The 16,140-nt window shown below is 37.8% G+C and carries 13 protein-coding genes; 9 read left to right on the forward strand and 4 right to left on the reverse strand.

Annotated features, from left to right (window positions below):
• The first annotated feature begins 3 nt into the window (after positions 1-3).
• The 9 genes from IGI54_RS12520 (at position 4) to IGI54_RS12560 (ending at position 10,757) form a co-directional block, all read left to right on the forward strand.
• Complete coding sequence (locus IGI54_RS12520; RefSeq protein ID WP_216430178.1) at positions 4-1,371, forward strand: PTS galactitol transporter subunit IIC; 1,368 nt, start codon at positions 4-6, stop codon at positions 1,369-1,371.
• 12 nt (positions 1,372-1,383) lie between these two features.
• The gene (dgoD, locus tag IGI54_RS12525; protein ID WP_216430176.1) at positions 1,384-2,529 is read left to right on the forward strand and encodes a galactonate dehydratase; all 1,146 of its coding nucleotides are present in this window, start codon (positions 1,384-1,386) and stop codon (positions 2,527-2,529) included.
• 16 nt (positions 2,530-2,545) lie between these two features.
• Positions 2,546-3,001 (forward strand): hypothetical protein, encoded by a 456-nt coding sequence (locus tag IGI54_RS12530; RefSeq protein WP_430621821.1) that lies wholly within the window; start codon positions 2,546-2,548, stop codon positions 2,999-3,001.
• 283 nt (positions 3,002-3,284) lie between these two features.
• The gene (locus IGI54_RS12535; protein ID WP_430621986.1) at positions 3,285-4,004 is read left to right on the forward strand and encodes an alpha/beta hydrolase; all 720 of its coding nucleotides are present in this window, start codon (positions 3,285-3,287) and stop codon (positions 4,002-4,004) included.
• Between the two features lie 878 nt (positions 4,005-4,882).
• On the forward strand, positions 4,883-5,743 hold the full coding sequence (locus tag IGI54_RS12540) for a CPBP family intramembrane glutamic endopeptidase (protein WP_430621822.1): 861 nt from the start codon (positions 4,883-4,885) through the stop codon (positions 5,741-5,743).
• 232 nt (positions 5,744-5,975) lie between these two features.
• The gene (locus IGI54_RS12545; RefSeq protein WP_430621823.1) at positions 5,976-7,166 is read left to right on the forward strand and encodes a phosphoenolpyruvate hydrolase family protein; all 1,191 of its coding nucleotides are present in this window, start codon (positions 5,976-5,978) and stop codon (positions 7,164-7,166) included.
• 73 nt (positions 7,167-7,239) lie between these two features.
• Complete coding sequence (locus IGI54_RS12550) at positions 7,240-8,469, forward strand: Tm-1-like ATP-binding domain-containing protein (RefSeq protein ID WP_430621824.1); 1,230 nt, start codon at positions 7,240-7,242, stop codon at positions 8,467-8,469.
• On the forward strand, positions 8,453-9,283 hold the full coding sequence (locus IGI54_RS12555; protein WP_430621825.1) for a phosphoenolpyruvate hydrolase family protein: 831 nt from the start codon (positions 8,453-8,455) through the stop codon (positions 9,281-9,283). Before IGI54_RS12550 ends, IGI54_RS12555 begins: the two co-directional genes overlap by 17 nt.
• Before the next feature lie 478 nt (positions 9,284-9,761).
• The gene (locus tag IGI54_RS12560) at positions 9,762-10,757 is read left to right on the forward strand and encodes an aldo/keto reductase (protein ID WP_276516262.1); all 996 of its coding nucleotides are present in this window, start codon (positions 9,762-9,764) and stop codon (positions 10,755-10,757) included.
• A gap of 55 nt (positions 10,758-10,812) precedes the next feature.
• Here IGI54_RS12560 and IGI54_RS12565 read toward each other — a convergent pair whose 3' ends face one another.
• The 4 genes from IGI54_RS12565 to IGI54_RS12580 all read right to left on the reverse strand — a co-directional run bounded on the left by IGI54_RS12565 (position 10,813) and on the right by IGI54_RS12580 (position 15,261).
• A complete protein-coding gene (locus tag IGI54_RS12565) occupies positions 10,813-11,373 on the reverse strand; it encodes a hypothetical protein (protein ID WP_430621826.1) in 561 nt (186 codons plus the stop codon).
• A gap of 90 nt (positions 11,374-11,463) precedes the next feature.
• Positions 11,464-12,369 carry a LysR family transcriptional regulator gene (locus tag IGI54_RS12570; protein WP_430621827.1) on the reverse strand — a complete coding sequence of 302 codons (906 nt, stop codon included), beginning with the start codon at positions 12,367-12,369 and terminating at the stop codon, positions 11,464-11,466.
• Positions 12,370-12,437: 68 nt separating this feature from the next.
• A complete protein-coding gene (locus IGI54_RS12575; RefSeq protein ID WP_430621828.1) occupies positions 12,438-14,195 on the reverse strand; it encodes a CocE/NonD family hydrolase in 1,758 nt (585 codons plus the stop codon).
• A gap of 136 nt (positions 14,196-14,331) precedes the next feature.
• A complete protein-coding gene (locus IGI54_RS12580) occupies positions 14,332-15,261 on the reverse strand; it encodes a DUF2922 domain-containing protein (RefSeq protein WP_430621829.1) in 930 nt (309 codons plus the stop codon).
• Positions 15,262-16,140 lie beyond the last annotated feature (879 nt).

A 16,140-nucleotide genomic window follows, 5' to 3' on the forward strand; every position in this document is an offset into this window, starting at 1 on the left:
AAGATGAAAGTAATTATGAGTGTATTTAACTTTCTAATGGCCGCAGGACCGACAGTGATGCTCCCAGTAATAATCACGATTATTGGTTTAATTTTTGGATTAAAAATCACACGCGCATTTAAGTCTGGCCTGACCTTAGGAATTGGTTTTGCAGGTATCAAACTGATTCTTGATTTTATGACGACCAATGTTGGTCCGGCAGCCAAAGCAATGGTTGAAAGAACCGGTGTCCAGCTTGATGCATTGGATGTTGGCTGGGGGTCTATAGCAGCTGTAACTTGGGCCTCACCAATTATTGCATTGTTAGTGTTTGCGATTTTGATTGTAAATATTATTCTACTCATTTTAAAGCGCACCAATACATTAGACGTAGATATTTGGAATTATCATCATATGGCAATTGTGGGCGTCATGGTTTATTTCGTAACTAAGAATGTTTTATTGGGTGTGGGTGCATCAATCCTCATGGCAGTTATCACATTTAAGATGTCTGATTGGTCACAACCAATGGTAGAGGGCTTCTTCGGGATTCCTGGGGTGTCATTGCCTACAGTTTCTGCTTTGTCATCTTTAGTTATTGCCTGGCCGTTAAATTGGTTATTGGATCGTATTCCAATTTTCCGTAAATCAACGTTTACAATTAAAGATGCACAAAAATATCTAGGATTTTTTGGTGATTCGATGATTATGGGATTGGTGATTGGGTTAGTCATTGGTCTCCTTGCTGGCTTCGATATTACGCAAGTCTTCCAATTAGGTGTGAGCATGTCTGCGGTACTAGTCTTAATACCTAAAATGACTTCTTTATTCATGGAAGGATTAATGCCGATATCTGACGCTGCCCAAAAATGGTCGCAGAAGAAATTTAAAGGCCGTAAATTATTTATTGGTTTGGATGCAGCAGTGGTAGTAGGAAACCCAGATGTTATTACGACCGCATTAATCATTATTCCATTAACTATTGCGATGGCGTTAGTATTGCCAGGAAACCGTGTATTACCATTTGCTGATTTGGCGGTTGTTCCTTTCCGGGTTGCTATGGTCGTAGCTTTGACAAGAGGAAATCTGCTTAAGAATATCGTCATTGGGTTAGTTGTTACAGCATCATTATTATGGTGCGGAACGGCAACTGCACCAGTCTTAACCGCCATTGCAAAATCGGTAGGAATTAAATTAGGAGCAAATGCCATGCTAATTTCATCATTCGCTGCTACAGCAATGATCCAAAGCTATCTAGTCTTTCTCGCATTTACGTATAATCCAATCATCGGTATTCCGTTGTTATTAGCCGTATTTGCTGGAGCTTGGTACTACTTTGAAGGAATCAAAAAAGTCAATGCAAAAAATGTTGAAGAAATTCAACCAAACTAGGAGAGCATAATTGTGAAAATATCAAAGATTAAAGTATATAAAGTAAAACCACGATGGATATTTATCAAAATCAGTACGGATGATGGCATTGATGGCTGGGGTGAAATGATCTCCGGAACAAAAACAGAAACCGTTGTAGCTGGAGCATATGAAATTGGTAATCGTCTAATTGGAAGGAATCCATTTGAAATTGAACGACTGTTTCAAGAGATGCATCGCTCATTTTTCCGTGGTGGTCCAATTAATGGAACAATTGTCTCAGGAATTGAAATGGCTTTATGGGATATAAAAGGAAAAGCCTTTGGAGTGCCTGTCTATGAATTATTAGGGGGAGCTGCTCGGGAAAAAATTAAAGTCTATTCTTGGATCGGCGGTGATCGGCCAAGTGAAGTACTGGAACAAGCGCAAGACCGTTTTGATCGAGGGTTTACTGCCATAAAAATGAATGCGACATCAGAATTACATTATATTGACTCCTATGAAAAAGTGGAGGAAGTTGTTGAACGAGTAGCTTCTATACATGAACGTTTTGGCAGCAAGTTAGCGATTGGTGTTGATTTTCATGGACGAGTTCATAAACCGATGGCAAAAGTTTTGGCGAAAGCTCTCGAACCCTATCATCCAATGTTTTTAGAGGAAGTAGTTCTTCCGGAAAATGAAGAACATTTCAAGGAAGTTGCTGACTCAGTCGCAGTACCTTTGGCAACTGGTGAACGACTTTATACACGTTGGCAATTCAAAAATATCTTTAATCAAGGGGCCATTGACGTGATCCAACCAGATGTAGCTTTGTGTGGAGGAATTTTAGAAACCAAAAAAATCGCAGCTATGGCAGAAGCCTATGACATCGCAGTTGCTCCTCATGCTCCTTATGGTCCTATTGCTTTGGCGGCCACTTTACAAGTAGATTCGTGTACACCTAATGTTTTCATTCAAGAACAAAGTTTGGGGATTCATTACAATAAGGGGTTTGACTTATTGGATTTCGTTAAGAACAAAGATATTTTCCAATATAAAGATGGCTTTGTTGATTTACCAAGTAAACCAGGCTTAGGTTTAGAAATGGATGAAGCAAAAATCGAAGAAATCGCTCAAGAAGGATTGGTTTGGACAAACCCTCAATGGCGGAATTACGACGGTACAATCGCTGAATGGTAAAAGAAAGGTGAGAGAAATGGCAGAATCAATCATGATCAGTGGCTTCCTATTTTTATTAATCCTCATACAATATAGAGAACAAAGGAAAATCAAAATTGTGGCCAAAAGTAGTTGGGTTAAAAAAATTTTATCTGTTCTTTTATCCAGTATACTTCTTCTAGTTTTTTGGTCGAATAATGTTCCTGATCAAATAAAACTGATTGCCTTTTCTGTCCTCATCATCATTTTTGGTTTTATGAAAGAAGGATTGACTGAGCATAATTTAGTCAAGTTAGGCGTTTTAGAAGGCGATTTTCATGACTTCAAAAAAATCCAAATTGAAGAATTACCGAATCACAATCAATTTATTTCATTCTATAAGAATAAAAATAGCCGCCTATCAATGATTTTTGACATTTCCAAAGAAGAGTTATTAGATTATTTTAAAGAAAATAATCTGCAAGATCGTGTGATTATTGGTGATGAAGAATGAGTAAAAATGCTATAACAGAATTCCAAAGTCTCAACATGGGGCTTTGGAATTCTGTTTTTATAATTTTAAAATTGTTCTGTTGTTTTGATGTATGTTGGAGTTATTAGGGAGAGAGAAGAACGAGATATAACCAGTTAAGAAGACGAAAATAATTCTTTTTTTTAGTCACCCATGTGTATAAATAGACAAACGAACAACATTGCGCTATTTCTGTTTTTCTCAATCATTTCTATTTAAACTATCAAAAATGATATGATAAAAATAATAGAAAGGAACGATGGCATTGAAAAAGTGGAAAAAGCTTCTGCTAGCGATAATGATTGCGGTGGTATTGGTCATCTCTGGTGGAATAATCTATCTGAAAACCCAGACCCACTCACCAACTGATAACGCCCAACAAGTTACAAAAAAAGCAGAAAGCACCAGTGATTGGCTTTATTTTCCGTCGAATGACAAAAATAAACCAATGATTATTTTTTATCCCGGCGCTTTAGTTGATTCCGGCAGTTACAGCCTTTGGGCGGAGAAAATTTCTGAAGCTGGTTATCCGGTCTATATCGTGAAAATGCCTTTGGATTTGGCGCTCTTGGCACCGAACCGCGGCAGTCAAATTTTGGCGGATCATCCCGATCGGTCGTATGTGATTGGCGGGCATTCTTTAGGCGGTGTTATGGCTAGTCGTTTTGCCGAGGATCATCCGAAAAAATTAGCTGGGGTTTTCTTTTTAGCTAGTTATCCTGATGAGAAGGGCAGTTTGAAAGATACAAAAGTACCGGTCCTGTCAATGACTGCTGGAAACGATCAAGTGTTGAACCACGAAGCCTATCAAAAGGCGAAGCAGTATTTGCCAACAGATACTGAATATCAAGAAATTCGTGGAGGAAACCATGCTGGTTTTGGTTCTTACAATGCTCAAAAAGGCGATGGAAAATCGACGATCAATAATCAAAATGAGCAAGTGGCGGAACGTTTGGTGAAGTGGTTGGAAACGGAAGTACCATAGCTTTAAGCAATGAATCAATCCAATGATTCGTTGCTTTTTTTGTTTGATCGACCTTTTCCAATATAAACGTCTTCCCTCTCTTTTGGCGATTTTATCGTACCTTTTCAGCCCAAATACAAATCCGCCATCAGGAGATTGAAAAATAAAGATATAGTACATAGAATGAGTAAATTCCTTTTGGTACATTCATTGTCGGTCAGGGATATTTTTTATAAATCGCTGAGAGAAATTATTTTGGTCAAGTTATTCAAAAAAAGTGTTCCTGTTAAAAGGTAAAGTATATCAAGCCTGATTCAAAAGATTAAGAGATATCTAAATATGATAATTGCTTAAGATATCGAGTGAATTCTTCTACTTGTATTGATCAAGAATACCAGCTTTATTGGTTGAGCAATCAAAAAACGCCTTTTGTCAATTGGGATAGGTTATGCAAATTTTAAGAATCGTAATTTTGAGTAGCTCTTTCAGTCATCAGGACTAGTAAGGCTGAAATAATGAGTTCCCACTTGAGATAATCAGATTTATTTAATAGAAGTCAACACATTTTTGTTTTGAGGATTTTTTTATAGCAAGATCCATGGTGATAAAAAGTGTGAGGATGAGACTGCCTGGGTTTGCGCATTAAGTGTTTAAAGTACTCTAATTCATTCATCCAAAGAATGGACTACAAAATCTATTTTGTAGTTTTTACACGAGCTTACAATAATGTTCGTTCAATCGATAGCATACTATTAATATATTAATTATAATCAATCTATTAACTGATTGAATAATGGCTCACTTGGTATACCATTAAGAACGAGAGGTGGAGCATTATTAAAAAGGGGTTAAGAGTAGAACGGGAAAAATAAAAAAGCAGATAGAGGAGAAAATGGTTTATGAAGAAAGTTTTTAAAGATGAAAAAAATTTATTACGACCAGGATGGCAAGTTCTGTTATCAGCCATTTTAGGGGTATTAACAACCTTCATTGCGATGGCATTATTCACTGATTTTCAAATCAATACCAATTTATCAATGTTTCTAATTTGTTTTATTAGTTATTTTGCATATTTCAAACTTATTTATGGGAAAAAATTACCTCGAGATTTGGACATCTTTAATTCACCATTGAGTGGTCTGAGAAAATTTTTAATTGGAACATTTCTTGGTGTGCTTTTCTTTTCAGTTGTTATGTTGATAGCCAAACTATTTCACGCGTATGACTTTACAGTCTCGCCTAAAATACCAGTTACAGCAATTTTACTCGGTCTAGTTAGCCAATTTATCACAGGATTGTCAGAGGAACTGCTAGTTCGCGGTGGTTTCCAACATGCCTTTTTGAAATATGGTAAGTGGGTAGCCCTAATGGCGGCAAGTATTATTTTTTCTTTACTGCATGTGCTGAATAAAGGAGCTGCTTTAGGTTCGTTGATTGGCGTTTTTTTAGCTGCAATTTTTTTAGGAATGCTAATGTACGCAACTAACAGTATTTCTGCTTGCATTGGTTGGCATATGGCGTGGAACTGGACACAAGGATTTTTATTTGGAACTAATATCAGTGGAACTTCTGGCAGCAAAGCAATCTTACAAGCTCGGTCAACTAGTGACAATATTTGGTTGACGGGTGGCGACTTTGGTCCTGAGGCTTCAATCGCTTGTTTTATTGTATTGATTTTAGGAAGTCTTGCTTTGTTTATATATGGTCAACGGAAAAATAAGTTCAATGAATACGACCGTACGATCATCTTAACCAAATAGAAGAGCGAGAATGATTCCAAAATTCGAGATAGAGTAAGTAAAGAAAATCTAAATTGTCAATAATAAAAGGGTTATTTCGATTATTTTAGTTAGATTAATCGAAGTGGTCCTTTTTGGTATATTTCTTATCAATGAGAGCGTGTTAGAATACAAATTATGATCATTAAAATACTGGTTAAGGAGGTCACGTGGTGTCACGCTATTTTTATATCTAGAAGGGAAAAATTTTACAATGGCAGTTGAACAGTTTAGAAAGAAAAGTAACAATGATAGCCACCTATTAGGTATCGCAACGGCAACCGGAATGACAGCTCTATATGGAATAAAATCGGGTGCCGATTTTATTCTAGTTTTAAATTCAGGCAAATATAGACAAATGGGAAGAAGTTCTTTAGGTGGTTATTTACCTTTTAATAACAGTAATCTACTGACAATGATGATCGGCAAAAATGAAATTATGCCTGTTGTTCCGGACGAATCAATTTTCTTAGGGGTTAACGCGACCGATCCGTTGATGAACCAAGAAGAAATTTTTGCTTATTTAAAAAAATATCAATACAGTGGTGTCGTAAATTATCCAACAGTTTGTCTATTTGATGGACAATTCAGAGAAGCTTTGGAAGAAAATTCTTTTGGTTTCAAAGAAGAAATCGGTTTCTTAAAGGAAGCAAAAAAAAGAGGATTTGACATTATTGGATTTGTTTCCAACCAGGAAGAGGCCTTAGAAATGGCGGAAATCTCGCCAGAAGTTATTTGTGTTCACTTAGGCTTAACTGAAGGTGGGTTATTAGGTGCAAAACGCGTAAAAAGCTTCGAAGCGATGCTGAATAATTTATCTTCAATTTGTACTGAATTGAAAAATATAGAATCCAAAAGTTTGATAATGATTTATGGCGGAATTATCAATGAATTGACTGAAGTTCGATACGTTTACAATAAATTTCCTCAAATTTCGGGATATATTGGTGGTTCAACTTTTGAAAGAATCAATTCAGAGCAACGACTGATCGAACAAATAAAGTCATTTAAAAAAGCAGAAGTCACTAATAATGATAATTTAACAATACAAATATTAGAGGGAATACATAACTATTATGATTATGTTGATTTTGTAAAAAAATATATTGAAGAAAATTATTCTACACCTATTTATATATCTGAATTAGCGGAACTGGCTCATGTTAATTCAAGCTATTTGAGCAGCTTATTTAAAAAGAAAGTTGGAATGAATTTTACTGAATACTTGATCCGTTTCCGCATCAATAAGGCGATAGAATTGATGAATACAACGAAGCTAAGATTCAATGAAATTGCCTTAATGGTTGGTTATCCTAATTACGCCCAGTTCAATAAAATTTTTAGAAAACACATGGGTCATTCTCCAAAAACACACCGGGAATCTAATATAAACACTATTTTATAAAACAAGAAAGCCTTTTCTTTTTGCTTTATTTTGTTAAAGTTGAATTACAGACAAGGAAAGAGAGGGAAAAACAATGAAAACGATCGCATTGATCGGAACCTTTGACTCAAAAGGTGAAGAATATAAATATGTTCAACAATTATTAGAGTCAATGGGGAACAATGTGTTTACAATTAATACTGGTGTTTTTAAGTCAGCTTTTGAACCAGATGTAGATGTCGCGGTTATAGCGGAAATGGTTGGAGAGAATATCAATGATATTCGTAAAAAAAATGATCGCGCTTTTGCGACGGAAATTCTTTCCAGAGGCGTTGAAAAACTATTGCCAACGTTATTTAAAGAAGGAAAATTTGATGCGGTATTATCTTTTGGCGGAACCGGTGGCACCTCATTAGTAACACCAGGTATGCGTCAATTACCAATTGGAGTCCCCAAAGTTATGGTATCTACAGTAGCATCAGGAGATACTAGTACTTATGTTGGTACGAGTGACATTTTGATGATGCCCTCAATAGTGGATGTTTCAGGACTAAATAAAATATCAAAAGTGATTTTTCAAAATGCAGCGTCGGCTGTTTCAGGTATGGTCAATGCTCATTTTGAAAAGGAAGAATATCATCGTCCGTTAGTCGCAGCATCAATGTTTGGTGTAACAACGCCTGCAGTTGACTATGCACGAAAGTACTTGGAACGAGAAGGATATGAAGTGTTAGTCTTTCATGCTACGGGAGTCGGCGGTAAAACAATGGAGAAATTGATCCGAGAGGGCTATTTTGCCGGTGTTTTAGACTTGACTACCACAGAGCTTGCAGATGAATTAGTTGGAGGAATATTATCCGCGGGACCTAATCGAGTAGAGGCTGCCTCAGAAAAAGGCGTTCCTCAAATCATTTCTTTAGGTGCACTAGATATGGTGAATTTTGGTGCATATGAAACCGTTCCGCAAAAGTTTTCTGCTAGAAATTTTTATCGCCATAATCCGACTGTCACATTGATGAGAACTACAGAAAGTGAAAATGAGCAACTGGGAAAGATTTTGGCCAATAAACTGAGTAAAGCACATGAAAAGACAATTTTAATGATTCCTTCCGCAGGTGTTTCTTTAATAGATTCACCAGAAAATCCTTTTTATGGTCCAGAAGAAGATGCTTTGTTATTTAAGAATATAAAAAATCAGCTCAATAACTCAGCTGTTAAAGTGATTGAGCGAGAGAATAATATCAATGATCAAGAATTTGCTGAAGAAAGTGCAAAATTATTACTGCAATTAATGAAGGAGGATAACAATGAATACACAAAATAGAAAAGAAATTATGGAATCTTTTGTCCAAAGAACACAAAATGGAGAAATCTTAGTCGGTGTTGGTGCTGGGACTGGGATCACCGCTAAAAGCAGTGAGGCAGGTGGCGCGGATATGTTGATTATTTATAATTCTGGACGCTATCGTATGGCTGGACGGGGTTCTTTAGCCGGATTACTATCTTATGGAGATGCGAATGCCATTGTAGTAGAAATGGGTCGTGAAGTTCTTCCTGTAGTCAAAGATACACCGGTATTGGCAGGAGTCTGTGGGACAGATCCATTTCGAGTGATGCCTGTGTATTTAGCTGAACTGAAAGCTCAAGGGTTTAACGGGGTACAAAATTTTCCAACAGTCGGCCTGATTGATGGTGTTTTCCGCCAAAATCTCGAAGAAACTGGAATGGGTTATGATTTAGAAGTTGAGATGATCAAACAAGCACATGAATTAGATATGTTAACTACACCTTATGTTTTTGATGCCGAACAAGCTGCAAAAATGGCAGAAGCTGGTGCAGATATTTTAGTTGCGCACATGGGGTTAACAACAAAAGGAACAATTGGTGCAAAAACAGCTTTGACTTTAGATGACTGTGTAGAAAAAATTGGGGAAATAATTAAAGCTGGTCGAGCAGTAAATCCTGAAATTATGGTTATTTGTCACGGCGGGCCGATTGCTGAACCAGAAGATGCAGAATATGTTATTAAAAATACAACTGGGATCGATGGGTTCTTTGGTGCTTCAAGTATTGAACGTTTCGCTGCTGAGAAGGGTATTCGAGAACAAACAACAGCATTTAAAGACATTACAAAATAGTGAAGTGTATTTGATTGGCTATTTATCCATTCTCCACTCGTAGTCATGGAACAGATTGCCTTTGAAAAAAATTTTCAACATTCCTAGTTTAATTTTGACTGAATCCTCTATATGAAGCGCTGTAGTGGTAATGGGATGCTTATTATTTTGAAGTACTTTACAAGTTATGGTGATTAAAGAATCGATGGAATTTGCGACTGGTTTGTTTTTCCTCCTCTAGGTATTGTAGACCGCGATGAGGGACTCGCCTGAAACAGAATAATTGGGTGATAAGTTCTTCTTAGCAAATGTAATAGAAAAAGTAAAAAAAGCGTGATAAACCACTGTCTGAGAATTTTGTGGTTGTTTCATGCTTTTTTTAATGTATTGCAAACGATCTTCTTATAAGACTTGTTCTAAATTTGAATCGGTTGTAAACTTAAGAAAGAGTTCTCATTTCATCTTTTAAAGTAAAAACTGATAAGAGAGAAGGTTTATGATGTACGTAGCAGATGAAAAAAGATACGAAACAATGAAATACAATCGCGTAGGTAATTCTGGCTTGAAGCTGCCAGCGATCTCACTCGGATTGTGGAATAATTTTGGCGGATACGATAATTTTGAAAAACAACGGGAAATTGTTTTAGGGGCCTTTGATCGGGGGATCACTCATATTGATTTGGCGAATAATTATGGTCCGCCCGCCGGAGCCGCGGAAGAAAATTTTGGTCGGATCATGGCACAAGATCTGAAACCGTATCGCGATGAATTGATTATTTCCTCCAAAGCGGGGTATTATATGTGGCCAGGGCCTTATGGCGAATGGGGTTCAAAGAAAAATATCATCGCTAGTTGTGACCAAAGCCTGAAACGGATGGGCTTGGAATACGTGGATATTTTTTATCACCATCGTCCAGATTATGATACACCGTTGGAAGAAACGGCTGGAGCATTGGATTTGCTGGTGCGTCAAGGCAAAGCGTTATACATTGGGATTTCAAATTACGATGCACAGCGGACAGCGGAGATCACAAAAATCTTCAAGGAATTAAAAACACCGTTCATTATCCATCAGCCGCGTTATAATATGTTTGATCGTTGGATCGAAGACGGTTTGACTGATGTATTGGAAGAGGAAGGACTTGGTGCAATCGTTTTTAGTCCGTTGGCTCAAGGCTTATTGACAGATCGTTATTTAGACGGCATTCCAGAAGATTCTCGGGCACATCGTTCAGAGATTCAATTCTTGAATGAAGAAAATGTGGAAGGGACGTTGTCAATCGTCCGTGAATTAAATAAGATCGCACAAAAACGGGGCCAGTCTTTAGCTCAAATGGCGATTGCTTGGAATCAACAGCAAAAAGCTGTGATTAGTGTCTTAGTTGGTGCCTCTAAGTTAAGTCAGTTGGAAAATAATATCAAAGCACTGGACAACTTGGAATTTACTGCCGATGAATTAGCAGCCATCGATCGAATTTTAGCAAAGAAGAAATAATCAATAAAGAGAAAGCAGCTTGTCAGACGTCAATGGACGATTTCTGACAGCTGCTTTATTTTTGTCGTCTTTTTCGTTTTTGATGTAAGATTCCTTTTAGTTTGTCTTCCTTCTGTTCCAGACAATAGGTGAAGGTCATGCTGGAAACACCAGAAATCGCCCAGATATACCAACTATCTTGACTATTGAAGCGACTGAAAAGAGAGATATCCTTTAATAGTTCATGACCAAACTCAGAAAAAATATCACTGACCGTAATAGCCGAGTGATGAAGCCCATGCATCACGATCCCTAAAATGAAAATCGCCAGCCAGCCTAAAAGGTAAGGCATCCCCTTTTTAATCAGGACAATCGGGCGTTGATAGCGATCAAGTTCTTCTGTGACTTTGATCTCTGATTTTGACGCTTGAAACCAACCAATCAAGCCAGCGATTAAGATCAAAATAATCGCAGTAATAAGATTTTCTTGCGTCCAAGTCATGGTCACTAAGAACATGATCAGTGAGTAGACGGGGATACTTAATAATTCTAGGCGTGAGCTTTTTTTTAATTCAAAGGCATGCATCGATAAACGAAACGCTAAAAACAGCAATAATCCGTATACGATTAGTTTCATTTTTAAATCCTTCTTTCAAGCAGCGATCAATTCCCAGATTATAACGAAACACGAGTGATCTGTAAAGAAGCGATAACCTCATTGAGAAAATTATTCTATCAAACTTTCCTTTAAAAAAGACGAAAACTTCTGCAAGTACGTCTGATCGTTTTGATCTTGAATGGCGGCGACGAGATCTTGATCGTTATCAGCAGTTTCCAGATCAATGATCTTGATGGGATATTTTTGCTCCAAACTGCCGTCATTCATCCCGGAATATAAGAAAGCCAAGCCTTCTCCCAGTGAGACGCGAGCCAAACCTTCGTCGAGATCCTTTACATAAGAAGTCGCCTTTACGTTGAAGCCATATTGCAAGAATTGGTTCACAACATAATCCACGATGATCGGTGATTGTTTGCGTTCTAACAAAATAACGCTCTCTTGATTCAGATCCGCGAAAGTCAGGATTTTTTTTGTGCTTAACGGATGCTTGAGCGGCAAAGCGACTTGCAGGTGGTTTTTCATAAAGGTCAATTGTTGGATCGCGTTGTCTTGTTGAAAATAGGTCGCTAGATTAAAGACAAGATCATAGCGTCCACTTGTCAGACCGTCGACCAACTGCATCGGTGTGTCTTGTTTAACGAAAAAACGGACATTGGGATACTGAGCTTTGAATTGATCGATTAGTTGGTACATTTTACCTAGATTAAAATTCGGCAGGTAGCCGATTTTTATTAATTGCGAAAGTTGTGTTTGCTCTTTCTGCTGATCAAAAAGATGAGCCAAATGATCGACTCGTTTCAAAACCTGCATCGTCTCGGTCAGAAATTGTTCTCCTTCATTGGTCAACGAAAGGTTGTGGCTGTTACGCACAAACAGCTCCACCCCTAATTCATTTTCTAATTCTTGGATACGTCGGCTCAAGGTCGGTTGAGAGACATATAATTTTTGCGAAGCTTTAGTAAAACTGCCCTCTGTGGCAACTTCGACAAAATATTCTAAAGTAGTTAACTTCATAAAGACTCCATTCCATACTAAAGTAGCCTTAGTATAAAATGAAGTCAGCTATTTCACAATTTTTTCGATTAATTCATTAAAGGTAATTGAAGATAGGAAGCGTATTCGTCGCCTGTGTGAAGGATATGAGTACCATGATTATCTGGTGTACAGCCTGGTGTGCCTGGCATCACGGAACCTAATTCATCCTTTGTACTGATCATAACCCGCAACGTTTCACCGGCTTCGTAAGCTAACCCCATTGGACTTAAAACGATCTCCAATTCAACGATTTCACCTTTTGCAACTTTCTCAACTCGGTCAAAAGTATAGGCAGGGATCTCGTCCGTCGCGACTTGACGGTCTAAGTGACGAGACGCCGCCCGTAGTCTTCCCCAAGCCCCTTTATAACGCAAAGCCGAAGCACCTTCTTGGGTAAAATCTTGCAGTGCTGCGCCATGGTTTGGTACCACAAATTCGCTTAAAACATTTCCTAATCGATCCAATTTTTGAACCCAAACGAAGACATCTAAATCATCATAACTCTCTGCTTCCATGAATAATTTGGCTTTGGGATAACCGACAAATGTCGTTTTCTCGCTAAAAGTCATTTGGAAGGAGGTCCGTCCCGGCAAGGCTTCGGCACTGTATTGAACCGGAAAATCCGTTGCTTCAGGTGCTGTTTGCAAGGTTCGGAACATACCATTCAGATAGTAGCGAGTCGTCTCACTCGCGGCTGGTGGGAAACTTTCGGCTGAAATGTCCGTTTGATTGCCTCCTTGGAAATCTAAGATCGAATAACGAACCGTTGGTGTAGCAGGCCAATCATTGTCTTTTCCAAGTAAATAGTAATCAAAGAAACGACGCAATTCTTCAATATTTTTTTCGTCATAGTAATAAGGCCATTCTTGCCGATCATGGATTCGCAGCCATTTTTCCTGTGAGCCTAATGTGCGCCAAGAACGAAAAGTTCCCATCGTGTGCAAGGTGTTTGAATAACTGGCGATCACAAATGCTGGAACGGTGATCTTTCCGGCATCGGCTTTTTTATCTTGCCAAATTGGTGCATCAGCCAAAGGATAAGCGTCCATTTCTTTCGTCAGGTCTTCCCGTTTTGCGCCAGTTACACTGACATGATTGACCGCCAACCGTTCGATAAAATTCTTATCAGGAATCCCACCGATAAAAGCTAGATCACGATAGCCGTCTGCTAAGCCTTCCGTTGGATTGATACAAGTCAAATGAGGCGGCTGCTCAGCGGCGATGTACCATTGAGAGAAGGCCAAGTATGACGTGCCAGTCAGAGCGGTTTTTTCATTACTCCAACTTTGTGTAGCGATCCATTCGATCAAATCATAACCGTCCTGTGCTTCTTGCGAGCCGATCATCGTTGTATCGCCTTCGCTGTGAGCAATGCCACGCATATCAGGATTACAAACAGCATATCCGTGGCCGACCCAGTAATCAGGATCAGGCGCTTCAAATTTAGTCAAACCAGAATTCCAGTGATTGCCCATGCCAAGCATATTGAATAAATTCTTGTAACGAGGAGCAGTGCCGGCACTTTTGCCATAGGGGCTCCAAGCAATCAGTGTAGGAACTTTCTCATCTGTAATAGGTAAGTAGATGTCTGTGTAAATCGTTACGCCGTCACGTAATTTCACCGGAATATCTTTTAATAGACGAATATCATTTTTTAACGGTTTGAATCCTTCGGCGATGATCTCACCTTTTTTCAAAATCATATCTTTCGTTTCAAAGGGGCTAAGGACACCATGTTCGATGCCGTTATCAATATAATCAAAAGCTGGACTGAATTTCATGTCCTTCGTAATTTTTGCGGTCATTGTCATTTCCTCCTACTGTTTTGTTTTTACAAGTTGAATTATAGGAGGGGGGGAGACTAAAGTAAAATTGCAATTTTGTATATTCAGATGATTAATAGATGTGTTATGCAGAAAATGAATAACACGAATAAATGCGCTAGTATGCGTGAGAAAAACCTGATACCCTTAAGCTACAAAGATAAACGAAGTGATCCGCAGAGCAGTTGGCAAATTGAAGTGATGATTTATTTTTTAAAAGCAATATTTTTGATAGCGGTTTCTTAAAGTCGTTAAAATAAAAATAGTCCCTTTCTCTTAAAGAGTCGGAAAAAAGCATAACGGGCGTTGTAGACTTGTTTAGAATTTTTTTTTGATTTGTGGTACTTTGGCCATGAGAATCTTCAAAAGTTTCGACTTCTATGGTCGATATTTGTTCTTTTTTGATATTGTCAAAAAGTGGAGTCTCGATTGTTTCAACGTATTTCGCGCTAATAACTTCTGTAAATAGCTTTTCGTCATTTTTCTGGAAAATATCTAAGTGCGTCAATAGCTTTAAAGTCTCTTTGATCTCTTGGGGTGTATGATTGACAGCAGGATCATTAAAGGTGAAGGGGCAACTTTTACCAGAACTTGTCTTAAAGAGGACCACAAGTTTTCTTGAGTACTTCTTTCTACTCTTTCTGTTCATGCTAAATTGAAAAGCTTTCGGAAGAATTACTTGGTTTGAACGCAATGTCACCAATTGAGTTTGGAGGATCGTTAGTGCCTTTTGGGTATATAGGCGAATTGAAAAACAACGAAATAACAGATAAATCCATTCATAAGCTGTGAAATAATTTTTGAAATAGAAAAGTAACTCTTTCATATTTTTAGTCAAATTTTTTTGCATGAAGAGATGACGGACTAACTCTTGTAAGACTAACTCAAACTCATTAGCGCCCAGCCGCTGACGAATCATTAGCGCCATTAGATACTGAATGGTGGTCATACTGTCTCCAGTTTTTTTGTAATACGCGATGATACGTTTTTCCAGCGTGGATTTTTTCAAGCCAAAGAGCTGTTGATGAGTAAAAAGTTCTGTGTTCATGGAAAGTTCCTCCTCGATTTTAATAGGGTCGGACTGACGCCGAGCCATAAGTCTATTCTTTGCTAAATAGAGTCGCATCTAATGCTTCTAAATATTTTCCATCTTGATGCTAGTTTTGGATGCTCAAATAATTTTAAAATAAAGACTCGATCAAAAGATTGATTATTTCAATGAAAGGAAAATGACCGTGGGTTTATCTACTCGTAGCTGAGCTGATTTTCATCGCAATAATTTAATAAACAATAAGTTTGCGTGTTGAATTGCCACCCTTAAAAAAAATTGCAGTGTCATACCGCCCCAATAATCATCTATCAGTAAATATTCGTTCCAAAATTCTTCTAATTTTTTGAGAATCGTATCTTGGTTATCAAAGTTCCAAGTCTTAGCATAATAATCCTCTTAATTTCTCCGAGCTCAACAGTTACTGAAAAGTAATAGCCTTCTATTTTTTTCATTTCCAATGGGTGATGAATAGCTGGATTTCTTTAATCAATGAAAGAATCATTATCGTCGTTTCTAACTTTGTGTAACGCACATCTCTAAGACAGCTTTCTTCGTGTGCTAATTCGGTCATGACCTAGCCGAGTTTAGTCACTGTAATTTGTTATAATTCAACGGATCAATCAGTTCTTGTAATTTATTGCTCATATTTTGAATCATCTTCTATTCCTCTAAGTTACTTTTATTCTGGCCGGTAACTAAAGAATAAAGAAGTCGTGGTAAATTGACAATAGGCCAATTTTGCACATTCCCCTTGAATTTTGCAGAGAAAGAAAATAGAAATAGCGATATATAAGGTTGTTAATCATTGACTAAAATAAAAAGTTGCAAAATTGAGGGGTTAAAGTAATTTTGGCTTATTTAAAAATAGTTTCCTAG

Origin of the sequence: Enterococcus sp. DIV0800 (assembly GCF_050559735.1) — a bacterium.
Lineage (GTDB): Bacteria > Bacillota > Bacilli > Lactobacillales > Enterococcaceae > Enterococcus_A > Enterococcus_A devriesei.

Coding starts and splice junctions, on each gene's coding strand:
- IGI54_RS12550 (WP_430621824.1), top strand. CDS start 7,240: ATGAAAACGATCGCATTGATCGGAACCTTTGACTCAAAAGGTGAAGAA.
- IGI54_RS12565 (WP_430621826.1), bottom strand. CDS start 11,373: ATGAAACTAATCGTATACGGATTATTGCTGTTTTTAGCGTTTCGTTTA.
- IGI54_RS12560 (WP_276516262.1), top strand. CDS start 9,762: ATGTACGTAGCAGATGAAAAAAGATACGAAACAATGAAATACAATCGC.
- IGI54_RS12530 (WP_430621821.1), top strand. CDS start 2,546: ATGGCAGAATCAATCATGATCAGTGGCTTCCTATTTTTATTAATCCTC.
- IGI54_RS12540 (WP_430621822.1), top strand. CDS start 4,883: ATGAAGAAAGTTTTTAAAGATGAAAAAAATTTATTACGACCAGGATGG.
- IGI54_RS12570 (WP_430621827.1), bottom strand. CDS start 12,369: ATGAAGTTAACTACTTTAGAATATTTTGTCGAAGTTGCCACAGAGGGC.
- IGI54_RS12520 (WP_216430178.1), top strand. CDS start 4: ATGAAAGTAATTATGAGTGTATTTAACTTTCTAATGGCCGCAGGACCG.
- IGI54_RS12545 (WP_430621823.1), top strand. CDS start 5,976: ATGGCAGTTGAACAGTTTAGAAAGAAAAGTAACAATGATAGCCACCTA.
- IGI54_RS12555 (WP_430621825.1), top strand. CDS start 8,453: ATGAATACACAAAATAGAAAAGAAATTATGGAATCTTTTGTCCAAAGA.
- IGI54_RS12575 (WP_430621828.1), bottom strand. CDS start 14,195: ATGACCGCAAAAATTACGAAGGACATGAAATTCAGTCCAGCTTTTGAT.
- IGI54_RS12580 (WP_430621829.1), bottom strand. CDS start 15,261: ATGAACACAGAACTTTTTACTCATCAACAGCTCTTTGGCTTGAAAAAA.